This window comes from Pseudomonas sp. 1928-m, from assembly GCF_029269135.1.
In the GTDB taxonomy this organism is placed as follows: Bacteria; Pseudomonadota; Gammaproteobacteria; order Pseudomonadales; family Pseudomonadaceae; genus Aquipseudomonas.
Genome location: NZ_JARIXO010000007.1, coordinates 245153 through 269801 on the forward strand (window position 1 = coordinate 245153; position 24649 = coordinate 269801).

The following is a 24649-nucleotide window of genomic DNA, read 5'->3' on the forward strand; positions in this document are numbered from 1 at the left end:
GCTAAGCCCTTTTTTGTGCGCGCGAGTAACTACAAAGTGACTACAGCGCGCCACTACTGGAATGGAAGCCAAATGAGATATCTAAAAGCGGCCTTGCTCGCTGTCGTGTTATTCGCGGCAGGTCTCACGACCTACGACAGACTCCCTCTGCAGTACAAGCACATCATTTCTGACTGGCATAACCGGATTGGGGCACCTCACTACGTCGAAGCGCCCGATCTCTATTCGGAGCGTGACCAAGCATCGGTTATCAGCGACATGCAGGCACGCGGCCACAAGCTGAAGTGTTATGGCAACTTGGGTGATCGCGAGCGCATTGATAAGAATGACGACTACCTATGCTCCGCTCATATCAGTACCGCTTACAACAACATCCAAGCTCGGCTGGTAACCTTCTTCTTTGCGAAAGGAAAGCTAAACCACGTACGCATCGAGTTCGCTAGCAGAAGCTTTGACAACCTGCAGAACTACCTATCGATGAGCCTTGTCGCCTATCCACGTATGGATAAAAGCCCATGGGCAAGATTCGAAAAGGGACTGATGGTATGGAGAGTAAAAGAGGGTGTACTGATGGCGTCAGCAGAGAAAGCCTACGGAAGAAACCCCATTATTTTATGGAGTAGCCGCACCAGCTTCCAAGACAACCACCCTGGAAGGGGATGCCCTACTCCGCCGCCAAATTCGCCACTGTTCAAGTCAATAGTTGAAAGTGACGACTATAAAACCTGGTGCTCGCTCTGAGCCAAAGGCTGATCTTGAAAAACCACTCGGGCGTTTTGTTGCCACGCGAAAAAAGTAGTTGTTTCTGATGCGGCGCGGCTTTCGAAACATCTGCACATAGCAGGTAAACGCCCATCGCCTCTTCGATTTGTATTGGCGAAGTCAGACCCAATACAGCCTGGTGGTCAGACAGGCCGCTCAACGCTTTGTCGCACGCCCCTGCGTCCCCAGCAGCAACCCCGCAAAGATCAGCGCAGCGCCAAGCCAGTGGTAGTTCTGTAAGCCCTCCCCCAGCAGTAGCCAACCCAGTACAGCGGTAAACACCGGCATCAGGTAGTTGGAGAGTGCTGCCTTGGCGGCGCCGAGTGTACGGATGGCGTGGTTCCAGGCGAGGTAGGCGAGCAGTGAGGCGAAGATCGCGGTGTAGCTGATGGCGGCCAGGTTCTCTGCCGTCAGGTTGAAGTGTGCGCCCTGGGCCAGCTCGTAGAGATAGAACGGCAGAATCAGCGGTACGCCCAGCAGCATCAGCACGCCGAGCAGGGCCAGTGGTGGAATCGACAGCAGATGCGCAGACCAGCGCCGCAGCAACAGCGAGTAGAGCGCCCAGTCGGCCACCGCCAGCAGCATGATCAGATCGCCCTTGTTGAAGGCCAGGCCGCTGAGGCTGGCCCAGCTGCCTTTGCTGATCAGCACCAGCAAGCCACCTGCGGCCACCGCCATGCCCCACCAGGCGCGTCGATGCGGCCACTCGCCGAGCAGTAGGCCGGCACCGATAAAGGTCATCAGCGGCAGGCAGGTGTTGACCAGGGTGATATTGATCGCCGCAGTGGTTTGCGCAGCGGCGTAGAGCAGGCTGTTGTAGCCCGCTATACCGACGCCGGCGAGCACCAGCAAGCGCCAGCCGGCGCTACGCAATGCCGCGCGGTGTTGCCACAGCGGCTTGGCCACGAAGGGCAGCAGCAGCACCAGAGCCAGGCTCCAGCGCCAGAATGACAGGGCAAATGGAGGGATCTCCCCGGCAAACGCCCGGGCCACCAAAGCATTACCGGACCAGCAGAGGGTTGCCAGCAGCAGACCGGCCAGCGCCACACGCACGGAGGATTGCATGTTTCAGTTCTGACCGAGGGGGCGCAGACGGTATTGCGGCGGTAGCTGCTCCATACCGCTGACGGTGACGTTGAGATTTTTCCAGCGACCGTCCTTGATGCCATAGATGCAACCGTGCACTGCCAGCGGCTGGCCGCGATGCCAAGCGTTCTGCACGATGGTGGTGTGACTGACGTTGGCCACCTGCTGAATCACGTTGAGTTCGCAGAGGCGGTCGACCTGCTCTTCCTCGCTGGGCAATTGCGCCAGGTGCTCGCGGTGTTCGTAGTAGAGATCGCGGATGCTGCGCAGCCAGCCGTCGATCAGGCCCAACTGGCCGTCCTGCATCGAGGCGCGCACACCGCCGCAGCCATAGTGGCCAGTGACCAGGATATGTTTGACCTTGAGCACATCGACCGCGTACTGGATCACCGACAGGCAGTTGAGGTCAGTGTGCAGCACCACGTTGGCGACATTGCGGTGCACAAACAGATCGCCCGGCAGCAGGCCGACAATCTCATTGGCCGGCACCCGCGCATCGGAGCAGCCGATCCACAGGTATTCCGGCACCTGCTGCTTGGCCAGCTTGGCGAAGAACTCGGGATCTTCCTCTTTGATCGCCTCGGCCCAGCGTGCGTTGTTATCGAAGAGATGTTGTAGATCGCTCATGCTTCACTCCCAGGTTCGTCGATGCGCACCATAGGAGCGCCACGGGCTTTTGACAAGCACGCGCGGCTTTCAATCACAGCAGCCGGCTCAGGCGCGGCGGCGACGCAACAACCAGATGATCAGCAGCAGGCCCGCCAACAGCACCAGGCTCACGCCCCACTGCAGCGGCCCGGCGTAGCGGTACAGCTCGGCCGGCTGCAGGCTGGGCGCACGCAGCATGCGCTGCTCGGCCGCCGCGCCCTGAGTCGGGATATCGGCCAGGCCATCGCCGTCCAGGTCCGGCAGGCTGCGAATATGGTCGAGCAGGCCCTGCCACTCTTTATATTCCTGCACACCAGGCTGCTGCGGGTCGGCATCGATGATTGCGTCCTTGATCGCTGCCAGCGGCTGGCCTTGGGCATCCTTGGGCTGCACGCTGAGCAAGCCCTTGGTCAGGTCGCTGACCAGCCAGGTAAAGCTGCCAACATAACTGGTGGCGCCGATGCTGTAGAGGCGCTGATCGGCCAGGTCCAGCGGTGTATAGCCCTTGATCGGGTCGCCCAGCTCAATCCGACTGACCCGGTCAAACGGCACGCGCCAGGGGTTGTAGCTGAAGCGCAGGCCCGACACGCGTGGGTAGTAGCTTTTGCTTTCACGCACCTGATAGGCCAATAGCAGCACCTCAAGCAGGTTCTTCAGCTCCTGACCGCTGACGTACACCTTGATCAGCGGATAGCCCGGCGCATCATCCAGCTCGCCAACGCCCAGCGGGGCGATGCGGAACAGGTCGGACACCGCCTGCACGCCATGCCGACCCATAATCAGGTTGTCGCGAATGGTGCCATTACCGGTGAATGACACATCGCTGCCCGTGGCCCGGCGCAGGGCATCGGTAACCAGATTGCCGAGAATCGGGTCGTCATGGGCGCGGGTCAGAGTCTTGTCGACCTTGGCCAGCGGCTGGTCGAAGGTGTAACCCTTGGGCGCCAGCATCTGCGCGCTGACCACCTGTTTGAAGTCCTCGACCTTGGCAGTGATCGCGGCGCTGCCAGCAATCTGGTCATTGATCGGGTGCAGTTGGTAGTCAACAACCTGCGGCTTGCCGTCTGCCGGCAACCGCATACGCAGCTCGCCCAGGTGCTGGATCTCCGAGCCGGCCTGCATCACTGGCGTACGCCCATTGACCAGCAAAGGCTGCGCCAGGGCCGTGTGCGAGTGGCCACCAACGACGATATCGATGCCCGGCACCTGCTCAACCAGCTCGACCTCCTCACCGCGCCAACTGCCATCGGCCTGCTGCACCACGCCCATGTGCGAAAGCAGAATCACCACCTCGGCGCCCTCCTCGCGCAATTTGGCGACCATGGCCTGGGCGGTCGTGACCGGGTCGGCAAACACCGCCGGCTTGATCATCGGACTGACTGCCACGGCGTTGTTACCGAGCAGGCCGAACAGACCAAAGCGGATACCGCCCTTGTCGATCAGTTTGTATGGCGCAATGCGCCCGGCCTCGTAGTGCGCCTGCAGGCTGTCGTCTTCTTTGCGCGCAGGGTCAAAGCCGAGGTTGCTCGACAGCAGCGGCATCAGCGCATCGCCCTTGATCTTGTGCGCCGAGCTGATCATCGCGGCCAAGCCGGCCGGACGAAAATCGAACTCGTGGTTGCCCAGGGTCGCGGCGTCATAACCCAGCTCGGTCATCAAGCGCAGCTCGCCGCCGGTTTCGCGGGTTACGGTGTGAAACAGCGTGCCCATGCTGAAGTCGCCGCCATCGAGCAGCAACACCGGCTGCTCACCAGCCGCGGCGCGGCGCTTTTCAAGCAAGGTAGCCAGACGTGCGACACCGCCGACCGTGTCGTCATCGCCGGTGGTGGCGGGGGAATATTCGTTGTTCGGGCCAAAGCCGAGCAGGCGTGATTGCCAGTCGTTGGTGTGCAGGATGGTAAAGCTGCGTTCGGCACTGAGGGCCTGAGCGGCGGTGAATAGGCAGAACACCGCGAGCAACGAAGCAGACAGGCGCATGACAAATCCTTAGGGCAATGGGCCGAATACCGCTGCAGCAGAGGCAGCGCGCGCCAGTATGCGACAAGCCCGGCGTCAGGTCAGCGGCGAATAGCGCCGTAGGCGGTAGCCAATAGTGTCAGCACACGATGAGGCAACGGCCTAATCGAACAGCGGGCAGACCATCACCAGGGCATCTTCACGGCCGCCGACGGCCGGGTAGTAATCGCGACGCCGGCCAACCTCGTTAAAGCCGTAGCGCTCATACAGGCGGTACGCCACCTGATTGCTCGCGCGCACTTCCAGAAAACAGTCATTGGCGCCCTGCTGCTGGGCTTGCTGCATCAGGTGCTCGAGCAGCTTCAGGCCCAGGCCGCGGCCCTGGCTTTCCGCCTTGACGGTGATATTGAGCAGGTGCGCCTCGTCCATGATGATCTGGATCACACCGTGGCCGACCTGCTGCTCGCCCTCGAACATCACCCAGCAGTTGTAGGAGGTCAGGCTGTCGGTAAAGATGCCGCGCGTCCAGGGATGACTGAAGGCGGCGTATTCGATTTTCAGCACCGCATCGATATCCGCCGCAGTCATCGGGCGGAAGCTGATTGCATCACTCATTCAGGTTGACTCGGTAAGCAGGAGAAACCTCGGCCGAGCGGCCGGGAAACGATGTATTCAATTGCCGGCCAACCAGCGCTGACGCACGCGGCGCATGGCCTGCCACAGCTCACGCTTGCGCTCGGGCTCATCCATCAGCAACTCCAGGCCCGGTAGCGCCCAGGCAGCGCCCAGGCCCTCGACCTGCAGCTCACGGTTATAGGCGTCGGCAGTGGCCTCACCGGCAAAACGAATGGCGGGCAAGCCCACCAGCCACAAGCAGCTGCAGGGCTCTTGTTCTTCCAGTCGCGCGCCAACAAAGCTCTGCACATATTCCAGCGCTGCTTGCGGGCCCTGATCGATCTGCCCGCGCACCAGCAGCGGCCAGCGCACCGGTTCGCCTATCAGTTGTGGGCTGTCCGGCAGGCCGGCGGCGCGCAGCAGATCCTTGAGCAGCAGATAAGCCGGGTCACGCCCTTGCAGCGGCTCGCCGGTGGGCAGCTCGACCAGCACCGCACAGGCGCCGGCACGCAGCAATTGCAAGGCAAAGCGCGGTGGTGCAACGAGCGTTGGCTGGGGCGTTACCTGCGCCTCGGCGTCAGCTGCAACGGCTTCAACCTTGGCCATGCGCCCCTGAGGCGCCGGCCGTGGCACTTCGATCTTGGGCCGGGAAGCTGGCGCAACAACGGGTGTTTCGGCAAGCGGCGGCTCATAGGCCGGTGCTGCTTCAGCCACCGCCTGTGGCACTGCTGTGGCTGCCTCGGGTTCAGGCTCAACGGGCGGTTGCAGCAGCTCCGGGCGTGAGGGCGCAGCGAACGGCAGCTCTACACGCGGCAGCCAGCTGGCCACCTGCATGGCGCTCAGGTAAGCACGACGGCGCAGTTCTGCAATCAAACGTCAGCCGCCTGTGGGTGAGCCTTCTGCCCGGCCTGCATCAGGTTCAGCGCATTGATATAGGCCTTGGCCGAGGCCACCAGAATGTCGGTGTCGGCGCCATTGCCGTTGACGATGCGCCCGCCCTTCTCCAGGCGCACGGTGACCTCGCCTTGCGAGTCGGTGCCCTGGGTGATGGCGTTGACCGAATACAGCTGCAAATTGGCCTCGGAGCTGGCAATCGACTCGATGGCCTTGAAGGTCGCGTCCACCGGCCCCGAGCCTTGGGCGTTACCGCTACACTCGGCGCCGTCGACGCTGACCACCACCTGCGCCTGCGGCACTTCGCCGGTTTTGCTCGCCACATCCAGGGTCACCAGCTTGAAGTGCTCGGGGGCTTCCTCGGCCAAGGTGTCGGAGACCAGAGCCTGCAGGTCTTCGTCGAAGATTTCGTGTTTCTTGTCCGCCAGCGCCTTGAAGCGGGCAAAAGCCGCGTTCAGCTCGGCTTCGCCGGCCAGGGCGATGCCCAGCTCATCCAGACGCGAGCGGAAGGCGGCGCGCCCGGAGTGCTTGCCCATCACCATCTTGTTGGTGTTCCAGCCCACCGACTGCGCGGACATGATCTCGTAGGTTTCGCGGTGCTTGAGTACGCCGTCCTGATGGATACCGGACTCATGGGCAAAGGCGTTGGCACCGACGATGGCCTTGTTCGGCTGCACCGGGAAACCGGTGATGCCGGAGACCATACGCGAGGTGCTGAGGATATGCGGAGTGTCGATTCGCGTGTGCACGCCGAGCAGGTCTTCGCGGGTTTTGATCGCCATAACGATCTCTTCCAGCGCGGCGTTGCCGGCGCGTTCACCCAGGCCATTGATGGTGCACTCGACCTGACGGGCACCGGCCACCACAGCTGCCAGGGAATTGGCCACGGCCAGGCCCAGGTCGTTGTGGCAATGCACGGAGAACACCGCCTTGTCGGCGTTGGGCACGCGGCTAAGCAGCTGGCGAATGGTCTCGGCGTACTGGTGCGGAATCGCATAACCGACAGTGTCAGGAATATTGATGGTGCGCGCGCCAGCATCGATGGCCGCTTCGATAATGCGGCAGAGGAAATCGATTTCGGAACGGCCGGCGTCCTCGCAGGAGAACTCGACATCGCTGCACAGGTTGCGCGCGCGTTTGACTGCGTGCACGGCCTGCTCGACCACCTGATCCGGCTGCATGCGCAGCTTGTACTGCATATGGATCGGGCTGGTGGCGATAAAGGTATGGATGCGCCCGGAATTGGCGCCCTTGAGCGCTTCGGCGGCGCGGTCGATATCGGCATCCAGCGCCCGCGACAGGCTGCACACGGTGCTGTCCTTGATGCTGTCGGCAATCGCCTTGACCGCAGCGAAGTCGCCCGGGCTGGCGATGGCAAAACCAGCCTCGATCACGTCGACGCGCAAACGCTCCAGGGCCTTGGCGATGCGCAGCTTTTCTTCACCGGTCATGGACGCGCCGGGGCTCTGCTCGCCGTCACGCAGGGTGGTATCGAAAATAATGACGCGGTCGTTGCTGCTCATGCTGGTTTCCTCACGGAGTCGCCGTAGCACGCACCCGACGTTGGGGCGCGTGTCGATAAGGGTTGATTGTCGCGTGAAATGCCACGGGCGGGAAGCGCGGCGCGCATCGATGCCACGTCGCGGCTAAAGCGGGATGCCGCCTAGCCTCTCACCGGATTGATCACACACGCCTGCACGTAAGGTGGATGTCGCTGTTTACATCCACCAGCAATAGGCGACGCGGGGTTTGCACCAGAAAGCAAAACGCCCGCCGAGATGGCGGGCGTTTTGTTGGGATAGCGCCTTTACCGCTGATGGGTATCGCTTCGCTCAACCCATCCTACGGTTTAGAGTCCGGCTAGCAACAGCCGATCAAAGCGCCTGATCCCAGGGGCGGTCACCGTGCTGATCTTTAATCCGCGTCGGCAGGCCCATTACATCGAGCAGCTTGAGGAACGGCTCAGCCGGCAACTGTTCAACGTTGGCCATGCGCGCCACATCCCAGTCGCCACGAGCGACCAGCAGGGCAGCTGCGACCGGCGGTACGCCTGCGGTATAGGAGATGCCCTGGCTGTCAGTTTCGACATAGGCGTCCTTGTGGTCGGCGACGTTGTAGATAAACAGCTCAGCCGGTTTGCCGTCCTTGGTGCCTTTGACCAGGTCACCAATGCAGGTCTTACCGCTGTAGCCCGGTGCCAGCGAAGCTGGGTCCGGCAGTACGGCCTTGACCACTTTCAGCGGCACCACTTGCAGACCTTCTGCCGTGGTTACCGGTTGCTCGGAGAGCAGGCCGAGGTTTTTCAGCACGGTAAACACATTGATGTAGTGCTCGCCGAAGCTCATCCAGAAACGCACATTGGGTACGTTCAGGTGCTTGGACAGGGAATGCACTTCGTCATGCCCGGTCAGGTACAGATTCTGCTCGCCGACCACTGGCAGGTCGTCGGTGCGTTTGACTTCAAACATTGTGTTGCTGGTCCACTGGCTGTTCTGCCAGCTCCAGACTTGCCCGGTGAATTCACGGAAATTGATTTCCGGGTCGAAATTGGTAGCGAAGTACTTGCCGTGCGAACCGGCGTTGACGTCGAGGATGTCGATCGACTCGATGCTGTCGAAGTACTGCTGTTGCGCCAGTGCGGCGTAGGCATTGACCACGCCCGGGTCGAAACCGACGCCGAGGATAGCGGTCACGCCCTTGTCCTGGCATTCGGTCAGGTGCTTCCACTCGTAGTTACCGTACCAAGGCGGCGTTTCGCAGACCTTGCCCGGTTCTTCGTGGATGGCGGTGTCGAGGTAGGCGGCGCCGGTATCGATGCAGGCGCGCAGCACCGACATATTGAGGAAGGCCGAACCCACGTTGATAACGATCTGCGATTCGGTTTCACGAATCAGCGTCTTGGTTGCTTCAATATCCAGCGCATTCAGGGCATAAGCCTGGATTTCGGCCGGCTGCTTCAAGCTGCCTTTGGCCTTTACGCTGTCGATGATGGCCTGGCATTTGGAGATGTTGCGCGACGCGATAGCAATCCGACCGAGTTCGTCGTTGTGCTGCGCGCACTTGTGGGCCACCACCTTGGCGACACCTCCTGCACCAATGATCAGAACATTCTTCTTCAATTGTTTCACCTCCTGGGTACTGCGTTTAAGAGACAGACGTTGCGGTACTACAAACAGCTAGGGTGGGCGGCGCTTTTTCCGTCCACCACTTGGCGATCGCGCTGGCGGATGAGAAAAGCGCCATCCACCCTACGGATCAGCTCAGACTGGACAGGTAATCGTCAAAGCCAAATTCGCGCACCACCTCGACGCTGCCGTCGAGTTGCTTGACCACGATGGACGGCATTTTCAGGCCGTTGAACCAGTTCTTCTTGACCATGGTGTAACCGGCGGCATCGATAAACGACAGGCGATCACCAATAGCCAGTGGCTTATCGAATTGGTATTCACCAAAGATGTCCCCCGCCAGGCACGACTTGCCGCACACCATGTAGCTGTACTCGCCGTTGCAGGGGTCCATCTTGGCATTCAGGCGATAAATCAGCAGATCGAGCATGTGCGCTTCGATGGAGCTGTCGACCACGGCCAGATGTTTGCCGTTGTACAGGGTGTCGAGCACCGTGACTTCCAGCGAGGAACTCAGGGTAATGGCTGCTTCGCCGGGTTCCAGGTACACCTGCACGCCGAAACGCTCGGAGAAGGCCTTGAGCCGTGCGCAGAACTGATCCAGCGGATAGTCGTCGCCGGTGAAGTGAATGCCGCCGCCGAGGCTGACCCACTCGACCTGCGCCAGCAGGTGGCCGAAGCGCTCTTCAATGGTGGTCAACATCTGGTCGAACAGCTCGAAGCTGCCGTTCTCACAGTTGTTGTGGAACATAAAGCCGCTGACCTTATCCATCACTGCAGCGATCTTCTCCGGGTCCCATTCGCCGAGGCGGCTGAACGGGCGCGCCGGGTCGGCCAGCAGGTAGTCCGAGCTGCTCACCTGCGGATTGACGCGCAGGCCGCGCACCTTGTCGGCGGAGGCCTCGGCGAAGCGTTCGAGTTGGCCAATGGAGTTGAAGATGATCTTGTCGCAGTTGGCGAGCATCTCAGGGATTTCGTCATCCGCCCAAGCCACGCTGTAGGCGTGGGTTTCGCCAGCGAACTTCTGTCGACCGAGCTTCAACTCATACAGCGAGGACGAGGTGGTGCCGTCCATATACTGCTGCATCAGGTCGAACACCGACCAGGTGGCAAAGCACTTGAGCGCCAGCAGCGCCTTGGCGCCGGAGTGCTCGCGTACATAGGCGATCTTCTCCAGGTTAACCAAGAGCTTCTGTTTATCGATCAGGTAGTAAGGCGTTTTGATCATTTCGGTGCCCCGTGCAAGGTCGGCCAACGGAGAGCAGAGGCTGCTCCCCCCAAAAAGTGGAGGCGAATTGTGCCGACAACCGGCACATATCGAAAGAGCAACGGGGATATTTCGTCGATTCAGCGACCATTGGCAACGACTGGGCGGCCAACGTGAAGCAACCGGCGCGCCTTACAGCGCGCCAGCAGAATGACCAATAAGGATGACAGGGGCATGACGGCAGGAAGCGCCTGCGCGGCGCTTATTCTGCAGTTCAGTTGATCGGCGTGGCCGTCAGGTTGGCGCGGATGTCGGCGTTCTGCAGCTTGACCCCGTACATCGAGGTCACTGCACCGCCGGTGGGGTGGACGTTCTGAATCCGGTCGATATTCACTTCCTTGAAGTGCACCCGGCCGTTGACCGCAAAGCCCAACGGATCAGGGCTTACCGGCGTACAGCCAGAGCCCGTCTTATTGCACACCTTGGTCGGCGCCACATCGAGGTTGAGGTCGACATTGAAGCCATAGGCATTGGCGTTCGGGTTGCTCGGGTTGCCGTCGGAGGTGTGGAAATTGTCTACCACCAGCTGACTGCCCGTGCCGTTCACCCCATTGACCCGCCCGGTTTCGATGATGATCTGATTGCGCTTCTCGTTGTTCGATACGCTATTGGCCGGGTTACCAGAACCGTCGCGCACAAACACATTTTTCAGCTTGACCGAGATGCCCTCGTCGCCACGATCCTCCCAGCGCCCGCCACTGGCCACGCACGCTGCCGACGAGCCGCCGCTACCACCGACACACAGCGCGCCGGCACCGCCCGAGCTGATGGCCAGGGTCGAGCCCTGCTCATAACGCTTGAGCACCAGGCGACCAATACTGCTGCCGGTTAGGCGGTCACCCCAACGCACGTTGCCGACATCCAACTTCRACCAGTAGGTGCCTTTGCGCAACTCCACGCCGTTGTTGCTGATATCCAGCGAGCCTTCGCGGTAATGCATGTCATAGCTGCTGCCCGACAGCCATAGGCCGCGGCCGTTTTCATCCACGGTGATCGCCGCATTGGCCTCGGTAATATAGAAGTCGGCGTTGTAGCGCAGCCCATCACCCACAGCACCACCAGCGCGCAAAGTGACCTGGCCGTTGAGGGTGAAATCGTAGGCCGGGAAGATTTCCATCAGCACCAGCAACTCGGTGCCGCCCTGGAGTGGCGCATCAGCCGTACCCACTCGCAGACCATCAAAGCTGTAGCTGCCGACCACATTCTTGAAGCCCAGGCGCATGCCATCGAAATGACCGTTGTAGCCGCCGCTGTTTATGTCGCTGTTGCTGCCGGCATAGCAGCTCGTGCTAACACCGGCGGCGCAGCTCTTGGTCAGATCAAACGTAAACTGACCGGTACCGTGGGTACGCAGGCCGCTGAACCACATGGTGTTGCCGTTATCGGTGAGTGCCAACGAGCTGTTGACCATATTCCAGCTGATGTCGGCGCTGATACCTTTCTGCCCGGAGTTGGGGTCGCCGCCCGGACGCAGTTTCAACCAGTTCTGCCGCGCGCCCTGATCGAGAAAATTCAGATCCACCGCCAGGCCACCGAGCTTCTGATTGCTCGGATTGCCCATGATCAGGCCGCCGAGAGTGGCGTTGAACTTGAGGTCCTGAAAGGCGATTTTCGCATAGCTGCCAGCGCCGTCCTGTTCCAGATCCAGGGTCAGCCCGGCGTTGCTGATCAAGCTGCCGGCGAAGTTCTCGGCACGCAGCACACCTTCGTCCTGATACTGGAACAGGCTGTTGGCGATGGTGATATTCGGTTTGATCCGCAATCCCTCGCCGCTGGCCCCGCCACCGGCAATGCTGATGCTACCGCCCAGGCGCAGGTCCATGTTCAGCTTGCCGAAGCTACGCTGCGCATCCACGTCACGCAGATCGGGAGTGCCCGGCGTCACCGCCACACCGGCAGTCGGATCGCCATGGGCCAGATCGAGGCCAATGCCGGCAATCGAGCCGACAAAGCGCGAGGTACCCAGGTCCAGCTTGATTTCCTGGCCGCTGCCGCCGCTGACGATATCCAGATAGGCGTTGTTCAGGTAGGTGTCGAACGACAGGCCTTTAACGATCAGGTCAAAACCATTGTCGCGGTAATAGAAGGTCGCGGCGCTCAACGACAGCTGGCTGTCATCCACACTGAAACCGCTGACGCCACTGGCCCCACCGCCACTCAGCTTGAGGCTGGCTCCCAGGGTGAAAAATGCGCGAAAGGCGCCGAAGCTTTTGCTGCTACCGGCCAGCTCGATGTTGTCGATGCTCAGCACCTGAGCACTGCCGCTGTGCTGCACCTGCAATTGCTCACCTACCACATCCAGCGTGGTGGTCGAACTGCTGCCTGCCGTTTGCGGCGTACCGCTGACGCCCTTGAGGCTGAGGGTCTGACCATCCTGTTTGTAGTCAATACTACCTGCCGACCAGCCTGCACCTGTGGTTTGCAGGCTGATACCGTCGCGCCCGCTGACGGATGACAGCGCCTGATCATCCAGCGCCTGCATGGCCTGCGTGAACGGACTGAGAAGTGCGAGCAACAACAGCGAATGACGGTGCATGGCCCTGCTCCTCAATTCTGCGGAAAGATCAGCACGTTGCCCTGCATGCGGATGGTGCCGTCGATCTTCGCCGAGAAGATATTGGTCTGCTGGTAGGACGGATTCCCGCCATTGGCCACGCTCAGGGACTTGTTCTGCCAGCCGCCCTGATTGGCCACACCAAAGGCAAAGCTGCCGTCCTTGAACTTCACCTCGTTGGGCAAACCGAACTCCAGCACATCCTGATTAAAGGCTGCGCCATCACCGTTAAAGCCACTGTTGATGGTGCGCGTACGCAGAGTCAGGCCTTCAAAGCTGAACACGCCCTTGAGATTGTCCAGCACATACCAGCCGCCGTCGGCCTCGGAGCGAATCGCCACGCGCATGCCGCAGTTTTCCGCCGTGCTGGCGCCCGCCGTAGCGCAGCTGCGCTGGCCGGCCGTCCAGGTACTGGGGTTGTTGCTGGCCGGCTTGCTCCAGAGCACGCCACCGTCCTTGTTGATACTGAACTCACCGGAAAGGTACACCCCGCCCTGGCCGTTCATGCTGCTCAAAGTGTCATCGTCCAATGCCTGCATCTCGGCAAAGGCCGGCATGGCGAGCAGCGCGCTGATGGCTAACCAGACTTTAGAGATCACGACTGGTCACCTTCAGGTAGTTGATGCTGAGTCCCTGGATGGCGTTGTAGCCAAAGTTGTAGCCACCGGTAGAAAAGCTGCCTGTTCCGGCTTTGAGATTGTCGATCACGATATTGGTGCGTGGGGCGTTAGCATAAAAGTCATTGGCAATCGCATTACGCTCAGCTACCGGACGCGCACTGCCATTGGCGGCACGAGTCACCGGATTGGGCAGTTCCAGAACAAATTGACCGTTACTGCTGACATCAAACAGCAGCGGCTGGCTCTTGCCGTAACCCAGCGAAATATTGGCGTAGGCATTGCTCAACGTCAGGGTGCGAGCGGTCTGCTCCTGGGCGGTGGTGCAATTGGCCGTACCGGCAGCGCAGGACATCAGTTGCAGGCTCTTGGCGAACAGATTCACCCGCGCCTCACCCACCAACTGCCCACGTGGATCATCGCCCCATAGCCGCAGGTAACTGCCGTCCATAACCAGCTCGCTGAAATCAAGATTGATGATGTCGGTGCGCCCGGCGGCGACCTGGAAGTCGAAGCGAATCCCCAAATCGACTCGCTCGGAAGCGCGGCTGGAGCAGTTGCTTCCGGCCGCTGCATAACCGCTGATGCAGGCCTGACCGCCAGCACCAGTCAAGCGCTCGGGGAACTTGAACTCCAGCACACTGACATTGCTCGGCGTGGTCTGCACCCATTGCCCATCATCACGCAGGGTGCGCAGGGTTTCCCCTTTGGCCAAAGTAATCTCGAAAGGATGATCCAAACGACCAATATTTACCGGATTCAGGTTTGCACCTTTATTACTGCCGGTCGCCCCAAGGTAGAACTCCTTCACCGAAATCGGCACGTTCTGTCCCGAGGCATTGTTGATGTCATTGATGGTGATCACCGCACCCGAGGCATCCAGCAACACACCGTCCAGCACGAAGCCAAATCCGGCGCCCTGAACAGCCGAGAGTTCCTGGTCATCCAGGGCTTGCAACTCAGCCTGGGCCGCCCCAGTCAGCAGCATCAACGAAGCAACAACAGTCAGCGCACGCATGATCAGCACCCCGCAGTGGCTGCGCCCAAGCAGGTGTCCTGCCGGGGAATGCCATTGAACGCCTGCTCAAAATCGATATTGATTGGGGCCACCATATTGCCGTTGGCATCACGGTATTTGGGCAGGTTCATAAAGGCCCCTTTCAAGGTATTGATCAGCGCATTGCTGTCCATGTCACGCCAGGCCACATCCTGGGTTTGCATGGAAATAAAGAAACCTTTGGCGGCGCCTTCAATCGCAGCGGTGGCGGCCGAGTCGTTGACGGCCATATTGCCCACGGGCAGCGACTGGAATTGCGATAACGAGAAACAGGTCTGGATACCCAGCAAAGCACAGCCATTGGACTTAAGCAGGGCCAGCGCGCCATCAGAAATAAGCGGCAAACAACCGCTGGTGCAGCTCAGACCGTCGCCGTTTTTTATCCCTGCCAGGCCGGCGCGGGTAGGATCCGCTGTTCCGTTGGATGCCACTAACTGAGCATCAGCCTCTAGCACGCTGGAACGGTAAATCCCTCCCAGAAACAATGCCGTCTGCTGCAGGCCATTAGCGCTGTTATACACAGCGTCAGCCGTACCCTTGATATGAACAGGAATATTGCCCGTCAGGCTCTGAATATCCCCGGACAGAATGCCTTTGGCTTCGCCAAAACCAATACGCACGCCCACCACCTTGTTACCTGAATAGGCCAGCTCCAGAAAAGGGTTGGCGATCTTGAACGGGTTAATGGTGTCGTCGGCGTTTACCGTACCCAATGCAAAGTTGTTGATCAGAATGTCAGAAGAGCCCAAAGCCTCGCCTGGGCGAGTCACCGAATCGTTGTACTGGCCAAGCTGTAACTTCTTCATATTCAACTGGGTTTCGACATTCATGCCGAAATTGATACGGGTGTAGTTGATCCCGGCATTGCTGTCCGTCGTCAGGTTGATAAAGGCCTGACCGGTCACTTCTGACAGCTCGTTATCCGCCAGCTCAACCATCTTGGCCTGAGCAGCAGTGCTGATTAACCCGGCACAGATCAAGGCGAGTGCAGTTTTGGCAAAGCCGAGAGTCGGACGCATGGCTGATTCCCTGTCTTTATTATTCGATTGGCAGAGCCCTGCGGACTCCACGCCTTGATTAGCACTATAAAAAGCCGCCCGCCGAAATGTGCCGACCCATAGTCGAGAAATCCCCGGAAATCTGCCCCGACCGCACAGCAAAGCGCCGCCATGCTGTTACCCATCACCACAACCGGGGTTACACGCGCGCAGGCAAGCCAAACAGACGATGACTGACACTCAAGCCTTGGCCACGGCTTGCAGTACAATCGGCGTTTTTTGCGAAAAGCTCGCGGAGCGGATGCCCCGATGATTGATCCCAAGCGCGTACTGCGCGCCCTTGCTGAACACTGGACGTTGCTGGAGCCGCTGTGCGAGCGCTTCGATGCGGGCACCCTGAGCCTGGTGGAGCTGCGCAATCAGCTCGCCGCGCAGTTGCCCGAAGGCACACCCACCGATGTCACCGCCCTGCTCGACCAGTGGATTCGCCTGGATATCCTGGTGCCGGTGGCCAAGAGCCCCAATCGCTTCGAGCTCAACGCGCAGATCCACGATTTTCTCGCTTATCTACGCCGCGAACACCGCCTGGGGCTGTGCCTGGAGATCGAAGCCTACTTGCGCCATCTGGAGCGCCTGGCCGGCTATATCAAGGACGCCTTCGAGGTGCGCGATGCCGCCGACCTGGCGCGGCAGCTGCGCTTGCTCGATATGCGCGTGCGCGATGTGCTGAAGAAACTAGCCAACGACGAACAGGCCCTGGTCGCCGTGGCTGATCGGGCCAAGACCAGTGACCGGCAGATTCCGCTGCGTCAACGCTACGCCGAAGTACTGGCCACCTGGGATGAATACGTCGAGCCGATGATCCAGTTGGTCGCGGCCGACGGTGCCTTCGAGCAAGGCGTCTACCGCGTCGAACACGTGCTGCTGCGCCTACTGGGCGAGCAACAACGCCTCGGCCAACTGGTGGACGACGACCTGCTGCTGCGCACCCACGCGCGCATCCTGGAAATGCAGACCACCGCCCAGCTGACCCTGCGCCGCGCCCGCGAGCTGCTGTTGCCGTTACGTGAAGAAGCGCGCCGGCACAACGCCGTAACCCGTGGCGCGGCCCTGGCGCTGGCGGCGATTCGCAAGAAGGGCCTGGACGCCGTACCGCAGGCCTCGCTGCCGCTGTTCAGTCGTCCGCAAAGCACCTTTCTCGGTACCGCCTCGCAAGTTGAGGCCTATGTGTATGCCCTGGCCCGCTTCGAGCCCAAGCCAGCGCAGTTCCCCAAGGCCCACAGCAGCCGCAAGGGCGAAGCACCGCGAGCGCCACGCACCGCGCGGGAGATGATCGAACGCTGCGAACAGGCCCTGCCGCTGCCGGATCTGATGGTCTGGCTGCTGGAGCAGGAACCCGAAGGCGCCACCGACGAATTGCTCTACTGGTTCTCGCGCCTGTCCCGCGATGGCCGTTTCCAGCGCGAGCGCCTGGAGCGCCGCGACTACCTCACCCGCGAGCATCAGGTCAGCCTGAGCTCCTTTGCCCTGATCAAGCCGGCCGGGACCACCGCCCTATGAATATCGACCTGAAAGAACTGACCCAGCTCGCGCCAATCTTCCGCGAGCTGTTCAAGGGCTACCACATCAGCCGCAGCAACCCGGAGCTCTACACCCAGCTGGCCGGCCAGCAGGACCAGTACCGTGGCCTGTTCAAGGCCCTGGGTTATGAACTGACCTGCGACAGCCGCGGCTTCTACTATTTCGTCCCCGAGCAGATGGGTGCCCAGGTCAACAAGACTGCTCAGCGTCTGGCGCTGTTCACCTTTATCCTGGTCGAGCACCTCGCCGATCAGGGCCGTGACCCGCTGGCCGTGCTTGACGGTGGCAGCCTGGGCCGCGACGAGCTACCGGCACTGCTGGAAAAATACCGCGACCTGTTCCTCCAGGCCGAAGTCACCACCGTTGAGGAACTGGAAGAAAAAGTCATGCGCCGCCTGACCCAGCTCGGTTTTGCCAGCGAAGACAACGGCATCTACCGCTTCCTCGCGCCGATGCACCGCTTCCTCGATGTCTGTTTGTCCGTGCAGCAAGACCGTGATCTGGCCGCCACCCTGCACAGCAGCCTGCCGCTGCCGACGCCAGTACTGCTTAACGATGAAGCCGAAGACGAAATCATCAGCCTCGCCGAACCAGATACTGACGAATCCGAAGAAGACGCCCTGGCCCGCGCCATGGCCGAAGAACGTGACGCCCAGGAGACCCTCGCATGAGCCAGGAACGCTACGGCATCCGCCGCTTCGCCCTACTGAATACTGCCGGCTACAGCCTCGGCCTGTTCCCCCTGGAAAACCCGCTGTCGGTGTACGGCGCCAACAACCTGGGTAAATCCGCCTCGATCAACGCCCTGCAGTTCCCGATTCTGGCGCGCATGTCCGACATGAGCTTTGGCAAGTACAGCCTGGAGCAGTCGCGTAAATTCTACTTCGCCTCTGATACCAGCTATATCCTCGTCGAAGTCGCCCTGCCCCACGGCCCGCATGTGATCGGCGTGGCCGGGCGCGGCCCAGGCGGCGGCTTCGGCCATCAGTTCTTCGCCTACCAGGGCACCCTGGACCTGGAGCACTACCAGAAGAACGGCACCTGTCTGCGTCAACGCGAACTGTTCAACGCCCTGGAACGCGAGGGCATCAAAGCCTACGAGCTGAAACCCGAGGAGCTGCGCCGCCTGCTGGTCGGCGGGCACACCTCGATTCCGCTGGACCTGACCCTAATCCCGCTGCGCTCCACCAGCGAGCAGAGTCTGAAGACCTTCCGCGCGCTGTTTATCAACCTGCTGCATATGCGCGAAATTACCGCCGCCAAGCTTAAGCAGCTGTTCCTCGATGCCTTCGAGCACAGCCTGCGCTCAGGCAGCGTCGACTATATCGCCGCCACCGAAGAAGCCTTCCGCGATGTGCGGCGCATGGAGCAGGACTACCAGGCCCTGGTTACCGCCGGCCCCTTGATTGAGGCGCTGGCCGCCGGCGTGGCCCAACGCGAGCTGCTACGCGGCAAGTTGCATCGCCTCTCGCCGCTGCTCGATTCGCTGCTCGGCACCTGGCAGGACTACGCCGGCGCACGCCGCGAGGAGCTGGTGATCCAGGCCGAACACTATCGTGGCGAGCAGGACGGCCTGCAGCAGGAGCAACGTGGCGGCACCCAGGAGCTGATGCGTATGGAGCGCGAAATCAGCGAGATCCAGCGCTGGCTCGGCGAGCTGTCGGTACTGAAAAACCGCTTTGCCCTGGTCAACGACGCCAAGGTACTGGAAGAACAACTGCTGGCTGCCAAGGACGCCCATGACGAACTGGCAGGCGCCCTGGCGCAGTCACGGCAGTTCTCCGCCGAGGACCTGGATGAGCGCCTGCGCGATCTGGAAAAACGCCTGAAGTCGGTGAAGCAGCAACTCGAACATGCCGACAACAACAGCTACTCACGCTTGCGCGAAGAATTCAGCCAGCAGGACGTCGACCGCCTGATGCGCCTGTTCAATGGCCAGCTGTTCAGCCTGCCGCTGGGTGAGAAGGGCATTCAGGTCGCCGAGGGCGATGCCTGGGTCAAATCCCTGGAAAGCATTCTCGATCGCTTCAAGGGTGAGCACTTCGAAGTTCCCGGTCTGACTATCGACCTCAGCCATATCGAACCACCGGCACTGCAAGCCTTGGCCGACCGGGCCGCTTTGCGCGACCAGAAAGACCGCCTGGACCGCGAATACAAACAGCTGAAAACCCAGCAGGCGGTAGCGTCTGACCGCGCCGCGAGCAAGGCCCAGGCCGAGCAGTTCTACCAGGCCGTGCTGGATGCACAGAAAGCCCTGGAAGACTTCCGCAAAAGCCAGACCCTGGCGGTTGAAGAACCGCAGAAACTGGAGCAGCTGGCACAGCTGGAAGCCGCCCAGGATGAACTCAAGCGCGCCTCCGATGCCTTTACCGAGCGCGTGCAGCAGCTCTCCGCCAAGCTGCAACTGGTGGGCCGTCAGCTGGCCGACCTGGAAGCAAAGGAACGCACCCTGGAAGACGCCCTGCGCCGTCGCCAGCTGCTGCCGGCCAACCTGCCATTCGGCACGCCCTTTACCGACCCGGTGGACGACAGCCTGGACAACCTGCTGCCGCTGCTCAACGACTACCAGGACGCCTGGCAAGGCCTGCAACGTATCGACGGGCAAATCGAGGCGCTGTACGCCCAAGTGCGCCTGAAAGGCGTGGCCAAGTTCGACAGCGAAGATGATGTCGAGCGGCGCCTGCACCTGCTGGTCAACGCCTACGCCCACCGCCAGGACGAAGCCATCACCCTGGCCAAGGCGCGCCGCGCGGCGGTCACCGATATCGCCCGGACCCTGCGCAACATCCGCAGCGACTACGACAACCTGGAACACCAGCTGGCGCTGTTCAACCGCGAGATCAACAAGCGCCAGGTGTCCAACCTGGAGAGCTTCCGCATCGTCCTCGCGCCGAACAAGGATGCGCTTAAGCATATCGACCAGATCATCCACAGCGCCGGCCAGTACGAAGAAGGCGAAACCCTCTCGGTGTTCGATCTGCAGCAGAGCAGCGAACAGGACAGCAAGAACGAGGAAGCCAAGGACTATCTGTCGCGTCTGGTGGCGGCCAACCACAACCAGCTGGGTTTGAAGGATCTGTTCGAACTGGCCTTCGAGATCACCAAGGTGCACGGCCAACCGGTGATCCACACCGATATCGATGGTGCGGCGTCGAACGGCACCACCATGACCATCAAGGCGCTGACCAACATGTACCTGTTGCTGCACCTGATGGACCGCGATCAGGCCGGCAAGGTACGCTTGCCCTACTACCTGGACGAGGCAGCGGATATCGATGAGAAGAACCAGCAAGCGCTGATCGAAACCAGCTTGCAGCTCGGCTTTGTGCCGATCCTGGCGTCGGTGAAGCCGCAGGTCTCGGCCCATGTGGCCATCGACCTGGAAGGCGGTAGCGGGCCGAATGGCATCTATATCGATGAAGCGGATTGGAAATATATCCAGCGCCGTAACAGCGCCAAGAGCCAGGCAGAAACCCCAACCGCAGCAACCGAGCCCGCCTGACGCAGGCTCACCCGCCATAAAGCACAAGGGCCGCAATTGCGGCCCTTGTCAGTTATTGCTCCAGCGCGATCTTCGGCGCCCAGCTCAGCCACTCATCCTTGACCTCATCATGCAAGGCAAAGGTCTGTCCTGGCTGCGCTGGCCCGCCCATCTCCGGGTTATTCGGCGAGGCGAAGGCGATGCCGCCCTCAAGCAACGCCTCCAGCGATTCGGTGCGCACCTTCACCCCACTGAACAGCCCAGCATCCACGCCGATGCCGCTGGCATTCCAGAACCGGCTGCCGCTGCGTACCAGCGGCGCATAACGCGGTTCGATCAGGATATGGATTAGCACCCTATCCGAGGTCGGCCCCAGCTCGAAATCGGTAACCTTGCCTACCGGCACTTCGCGGTAGCTGACCACCACACCGGGTTTGATCGAACCACGCCGCGCCGCACTCAGCACCAGACGCAGCCCCTGTTCACGGGCGTTCTGCGTCGGGGCCGATTCAGCCGCAGTGAAACTCACTTGCGTCGCGCCAGGCTTGCTCGCTGGCCGAACCTCCAGGTACTGCCCACTGACCAAGGTTTCCAGGTTGGCCGCTCGGGTCAGGCTGACCTCCGGCTTGACCACCCAGAACTGCGTGCCTGCCCGGGCAATCTGCTGCGTCGCCTGGGTAATCCGTGCATACAGAATCACCGCCTGCAGATCATCCGTCAGCTCGATGCGCTCCACCTTGCCCACGTCCAGGCCCTTGTAGCGAATCGCCGTGCCCGGGCTGAGACCGTCACCACTGGGTACGCGAATAGTCAGCTCTACGCCTTTCTGCAGCGCCACTTCCTGGCTACTGTGCAGGTTAAAACGTTCGACCCGCTTATTGCCTTTGGGCGCATTAGGGTTCGGTGTCTCAAAAGCGATGCCGCCCGCCAGCAAGGTCTGCAATGACTCGCTCTTGACTTCAACGCCCGACAGCCCCCCCTTCAGCGTAATGCCGCTGGCATTCCAGAAACGCGTACTGCTATTCACCAGATGCGCGTGCTCAGGCTCGATGTGCACGCCAAAGGCCACCTGCTTGTCATCACGCGACAACTGGAAACTCTGCACCGTGCCGACCTTGACCTGCTTGAACAGGATCGGGCTGCCCACTTCCAGCGAGCCGCGTGTGTCGCTAAACAACACCAGGTGCAAGCCCGGCGCTGACAGATCCAGCGGTGGGGCCTTGGCTCTGGCGACAAATTCACGCTGCGCAGGATTGCCGGCCTCACCAGGCCGGATGGCGATGTAGTTGCCTTTAACCAGCGCCTCCAGTCCGGTTATCCCGGCCAGGGAAATCGATGGTTTGACCACCCAGAAATCGGTGCCTTCAACCAGATAGTCTTCGGTGCGGGGGTCGAGCATCAACTCCACCTGTGCACCGCTGAGGTCCTGATCGACCTTGAAAGTCTTCATATGGCCAACCTGGATGCCCTTGTACATCACCGGTGTGCGGCCCGGTTCCAGACCATCGAACTCATGCAGTTTTAGCGATACGCGAATACCGGCCTGGGCGCTGTCGAAGTCTTCGTACAGGCGAAATGGCAGGCTCGGGTCAGTCGGCGGGCTGTCCTTGCGGTGCTCGGGCGTGGCAAAGGCAATCCCACCGGCGACAATACTCGCCAGAGATTCAGTGCGCACTTTCACCCCAGATAAACCGGCATCAATGGAGACGCCGCTGGCGTTCCAGAAACGCGTGTGTTTACGCACCAGAGAGGCAAACTCCGGCTCAATAAACACCTTCACCTCGATCAGGTTCTGCTCCTCAACCAGGGCATAACTCTTCACCCGGCCCACCTGAATCTGCTTATAGAACACCGGGCTGTCACGATTGAGCGAGCCCAGTCGTTCGGCCTTGAGGGTCAGGTGCAAACCGGGCGCAGTATCGGCCAAGGGTGGTGGCTCGTTCAGCGCGGTAAATTTACGCGTCGGTTCGCCATCACCTGGACTGGCGCTGATGTAGTTACCCGACACCAGGGTTTCCAGCCCCGTGATGCCCGCCAGCGAAACGCTCGGTTTAACCAGCCAGAAGCGCGTATTGCTGCGCAGATGGTCTTCAACCCGTTTATCCATTTCTAGGGTTGCGCGCACGCCACGCCGCTCGCCGCTGTCGTCCAGTTCCAGAGCCGTGACCTTGCCAATCGGCATACCCTTAAAAATCACCTCAGTCTTGCCCGGTTGAATGCCATCACCGCTGGCAAACATCACCTGAATCTCGATACCGGCTTCGTTATAGGCACGCCAGCCCAGCCATCCGCCAATAATCAGCGCAATCAGCGGCAATACCCAGATAGCCGACCAGTTCGAAGCAGGACGCGCTTTAGCCAACGGCAAATCATTCATGGTGGTCATCCGAGTCCGTGTTATCCCAAATCAAGCGGGGATCAAAAGTTAAAGCCGCCAGCATGGTCAACACCACCACACTGGCAAACGCGGTAGCGCCATAGCCGGGAACAATGCTCGCCAGACTGCCGAAATTGACCACCGCCACCAGTATCGCGATGACGAAGATGTCCAGCATCGACCAGCGCCCGATCCATTCAATAAAGCGGTACATCAACACGCGCTGGCGTGCCGACATCGGTTGATGGCGCTGTACCGAGTACAGCAGCAAGGCAATGCCCACCAGCTTGAAGGTCGGCACCACAATACTGGCGATAAATACCACCGCAGCAATCGGCAACATGCCGTAGTTCACCAACTCGATAACCCCCGACATGATGGTGTCGGACTGGCCCTTGCCCAGCGAGTTGACCGTCATGATCGGCAGCAGATTGGCCGGGATATACAGCACCGCAGCCGTCAGCAGCAACGCCCAGGTGCGCACCAGGCTATTGGGCCGTCGTGCATGCAGATGCCCACCGCAGCGCGTGCAGAATTGCTTGTCATTGCCCGGCTGCTGCGGGTTGAGCTGGTGGCATTCATGGCAAATCAACAACCCGGCATCAATCGCCCGCATGCGCATCTTCTCCCGACAAGGCTCCCCAGATCTGGTGCGGCGACATCGTCACCTCCAACCAGACCTGTACCAGTAACAGCGCAACAAAGCACAGCAGCCCCAGACCAATGCTCAGATCGGCCAGATCGACCAGTTTCACAATGGCCACCAGGATGCCCATCAGGTAGACCTCAAGCATGCCCCACTCACGCATATGGTGATAAATGCGATAGAGCAGTAGGCCATAACTGCGGCCAATATCCAGGCGGATACTCAGCAGCACAGCAAACTGGCACAACAGCTTGAGCAGCGGCACCGCCATGCTGCAGAGAAACACCACCACGGCCACACTCTGCATGCCGCTGTTGTACAGCCCGAGTACACCCGTCCAGACGGTGTCCTCAGTCGCCTGCCCGAGCAGGTTGAGCTGCATGATCGGTAAAAAGTTAGCCGGCACATACAACAACAACGCCGCAATCACCAACGCCATACTGCGGCGCACAACCTGCGCACGATGGGTGTACAGCTCATAGCCGCAGCGTGGGCATTCAACCCGCTCACCTGCCGCCGCGTCAGGCTTGCGCAACAGCAGATCGCATTCATGGCAGGCAATCAGCTGCTTAAGCTCAAGTTCGGAAAGTGGTTCAGAGAGTGCCGGACCGGCCATAGAAGAACCCTGATAAAAGTGCGCCTAGGCATCATAGCCACGCGCTGTTTAGTTGCCTATCAAAGGCTCACCTGAGCGTGGTTTGTTTTTCGCAGCACAAAGTAAAACCCCCGACCAGTTTCCTGATCGGGGGTTTTGGTGTAGGTGCTTGACGATGACCTACTCTCACATGGGGAAACCCCACACTACCATCGGCGATGCATCGTTTCACTACTGAGTTCGGGATGGGATCAGGTGGTTCCAATGCTCTATGGTCGTCAAGCGATTCAGCGGAGATGTCGTGCTGCTTGCGCGGCTCGCTACCTCGAATTGGGTATGTGATGTCTTGGTTTGTAGTTGTGCAAATTTTCGGCTGTTGCAGTCTTCATA

At 60.5% G+C, this 24649-nt stretch carries 19 protein-coding genes and 1 rRNA gene; 4 read left to right on the plus strand and 16 right to left on the minus strand.

What is annotated here, in order from left to right:
• Positions 1–72: 72 nt before the first annotated feature.
• Positions 73–741, plus strand: a complete 669-nt coding sequence (locus P3C18_RS19425; RefSeq protein WP_275963435.1) for a hypothetical protein — start codon at positions 73–75, stop codon at positions 739–741.
• A 177-nt stretch (positions 742–918) separates the two neighbouring features.
• Here the strand turns inward: P3C18_RS19425 and P3C18_RS19430 are convergent, their stop codons facing one another.
• From P3C18_RS19430 to P3C18_RS19485, 12 genes are all read right to left on the minus strand, one after another.
• A complete protein-coding gene (locus P3C18_RS19430; RefSeq protein WP_275963436.1) occupies positions 919–1827 on the minus strand; it encodes a DMT family transporter in 909 nt (302 codons plus the stop codon).
• Between the two features lie 3 nt (positions 1828–1830).
• Positions 1831–2475 (minus strand): carbonate dehydratase, encoded by a 645-nt coding sequence (gene can, locus P3C18_RS19435; RefSeq protein WP_275963437.1) that lies wholly within the window; start codon positions 2473–2475, stop codon positions 1831–1833.
• Positions 2476–2562: 87 nt separating this feature from the next.
• Entirely contained in the window at positions 2563–4473 is a 1911-nt protein-coding gene (locus tag P3C18_RS19440) for a 5'-nucleotidase C-terminal domain-containing protein (protein WP_275963438.1), read from the minus strand.
• A gap of 141 nt (positions 4474–4614) precedes the next feature.
• Positions 4615–5067 carry a ribosomal protein S18-alanine N-acetyltransferase gene (rimI, locus tag P3C18_RS19445; protein WP_275963439.1) on the minus strand — a complete coding sequence of 151 codons (453 nt, stop codon included), beginning with the start codon at positions 5065–5067 and terminating at the stop codon, positions 4615–4617.
• Between the two features lie 57 nt (positions 5068–5124).
• The gene (locus P3C18_RS19450) at positions 5125–5940 is read right to left on the minus strand and encodes an energy transducer TonB (RefSeq protein ID WP_275963440.1); all 816 of its coding nucleotides are present in this window, start codon (positions 5938–5940) and stop codon (positions 5125–5127) included.
• Positions 5937–7484, minus strand: a complete 1548-nt coding sequence (locus P3C18_RS19455; RefSeq protein ID WP_275963441.1) for a 2-isopropylmalate synthase — start codon at positions 7482–7484, stop codon at positions 5937–5939. Before P3C18_RS19455 ends, P3C18_RS19450 begins: the two co-directional genes overlap by 4 nt.
• 351 nt (positions 7485–7835) lie before the next feature.
• Positions 7836–9080, minus strand: coding sequence for a saccharopine dehydrogenase family protein (locus tag P3C18_RS19460; RefSeq protein ID WP_275963442.1), 1245 nt, complete (start codon positions 9078–9080; stop codon positions 7836–7838).
• A gap of 136 nt (positions 9081–9216) precedes the next feature.
• Positions 9217–10314: a carboxynorspermidine decarboxylase gene (locus tag P3C18_RS19465; RefSeq protein WP_275963443.1), complete on the minus strand. Its 1098-nt coding sequence runs from the start codon at positions 10312–10314 to the stop codon at positions 9217–9219.
• Between the two features lie 253 nt (positions 10315–10567).
• On the minus strand, positions 10568–12889 hold the full coding sequence (locus tag P3C18_RS19470) for a DUF6160 family protein (RefSeq protein ID WP_275963444.1): 2322 nt from the start codon (positions 12887–12889) through the stop codon (positions 10568–10570).
• An 11-nt stretch (positions 12890–12900) separates the two neighbouring features.
• Entirely contained in the window at positions 12901–13506 is a 606-nt protein-coding gene (locus tag P3C18_RS19475; protein ID WP_346015641.1) for a DUF6160 family protein, read from the minus strand.
• Positions 13496–14542 (minus strand): hypothetical protein, encoded by a 1047-nt coding sequence (locus P3C18_RS19480; RefSeq protein ID WP_275963445.1) that lies wholly within the window; start codon positions 14540–14542, stop codon positions 13496–13498. Before P3C18_RS19480 ends, P3C18_RS19475 begins: the two co-directional genes overlap by 11 nt.
• A gap of 2 nt (positions 14543–14544) precedes the next feature.
• Positions 14545–15600, minus strand: coding sequence for a DUF6160 family protein (locus tag P3C18_RS19485; RefSeq protein WP_275963461.1), 1056 nt, complete (start codon positions 15598–15600; stop codon positions 14545–14547).
• Between the two features lie 288 nt (positions 15601–15888).
• Here P3C18_RS19485 and mksB point away from each other — a divergent pair, with 288 nt between their 5' ends.
• The 3 genes from mksB to mksF are packed head-to-tail and all read left to right on the plus strand — an operon-like array spanning position 15889 to position 20662.
• Positions 15889–17139, plus strand: a complete 1251-nt coding sequence (mksB, locus tag P3C18_RS19490; protein WP_275963446.1) for an Mks condensin complex protein MksB — start codon at positions 15889–15891, stop codon at positions 17137–17139.
• Positions 17136–17831 carry an Mks condensin complex protein MksE gene (gene mksE / locus P3C18_RS19495; RefSeq protein ID WP_275963447.1) on the plus strand — a complete coding sequence of 232 codons (696 nt, stop codon included), beginning with the start codon at positions 17136–17138 and terminating at the stop codon, positions 17829–17831. Before mksB ends, mksE begins: the two co-directional genes overlap by 4 nt.
• A complete protein-coding gene (mksF, locus tag P3C18_RS19500) occupies positions 17828–20662 on the plus strand; it encodes an Mks condensin complex protein MksF (protein ID WP_275963448.1) in 2835 nt (944 codons plus the stop codon). The genes mksE and mksF overlap by 4 nt, the downstream gene beginning before the upstream one ends.
• 52 nt (positions 20663–20714) lie before the next feature.
• Here mksF and P3C18_RS19505 read toward each other — a convergent pair whose 3' ends face one another.
• The 4 genes from P3C18_RS19505 to rrf all read right to left on the minus strand — a co-directional run bounded on the left by P3C18_RS19505 (position 20715) and on the right by rrf (position 24542).
• A complete protein-coding gene (locus P3C18_RS19505) occupies positions 20715–23018 on the minus strand; it encodes an MlaD family protein (RefSeq protein WP_275963449.1) in 2304 nt (767 codons plus the stop codon).
• Positions 23011–23634 carry a paraquat-inducible protein A gene (locus P3C18_RS19510; protein WP_275963450.1) on the minus strand — a complete coding sequence of 208 codons (624 nt, stop codon included), beginning with the start codon at positions 23632–23634 and terminating at the stop codon, positions 23011–23013. Before P3C18_RS19510 ends, P3C18_RS19505 begins: the two co-directional genes overlap by 8 nt.
• Positions 23621–24280 (minus strand): paraquat-inducible protein A, encoded by a 660-nt coding sequence (locus P3C18_RS19515; protein ID WP_275963451.1) that lies wholly within the window; start codon positions 24278–24280, stop codon positions 23621–23623. The genes P3C18_RS19510 and P3C18_RS19515 overlap by 14 nt, the downstream gene beginning before the upstream one ends.
• 146 nt (positions 24281–24426) lie before the next feature.
• Positions 24427–24542 (minus strand): 5S ribosomal RNA (gene rrf / locus P3C18_RS19520).
• Between the last annotated feature and the right edge of the window lie 107 nt (positions 24543–24649).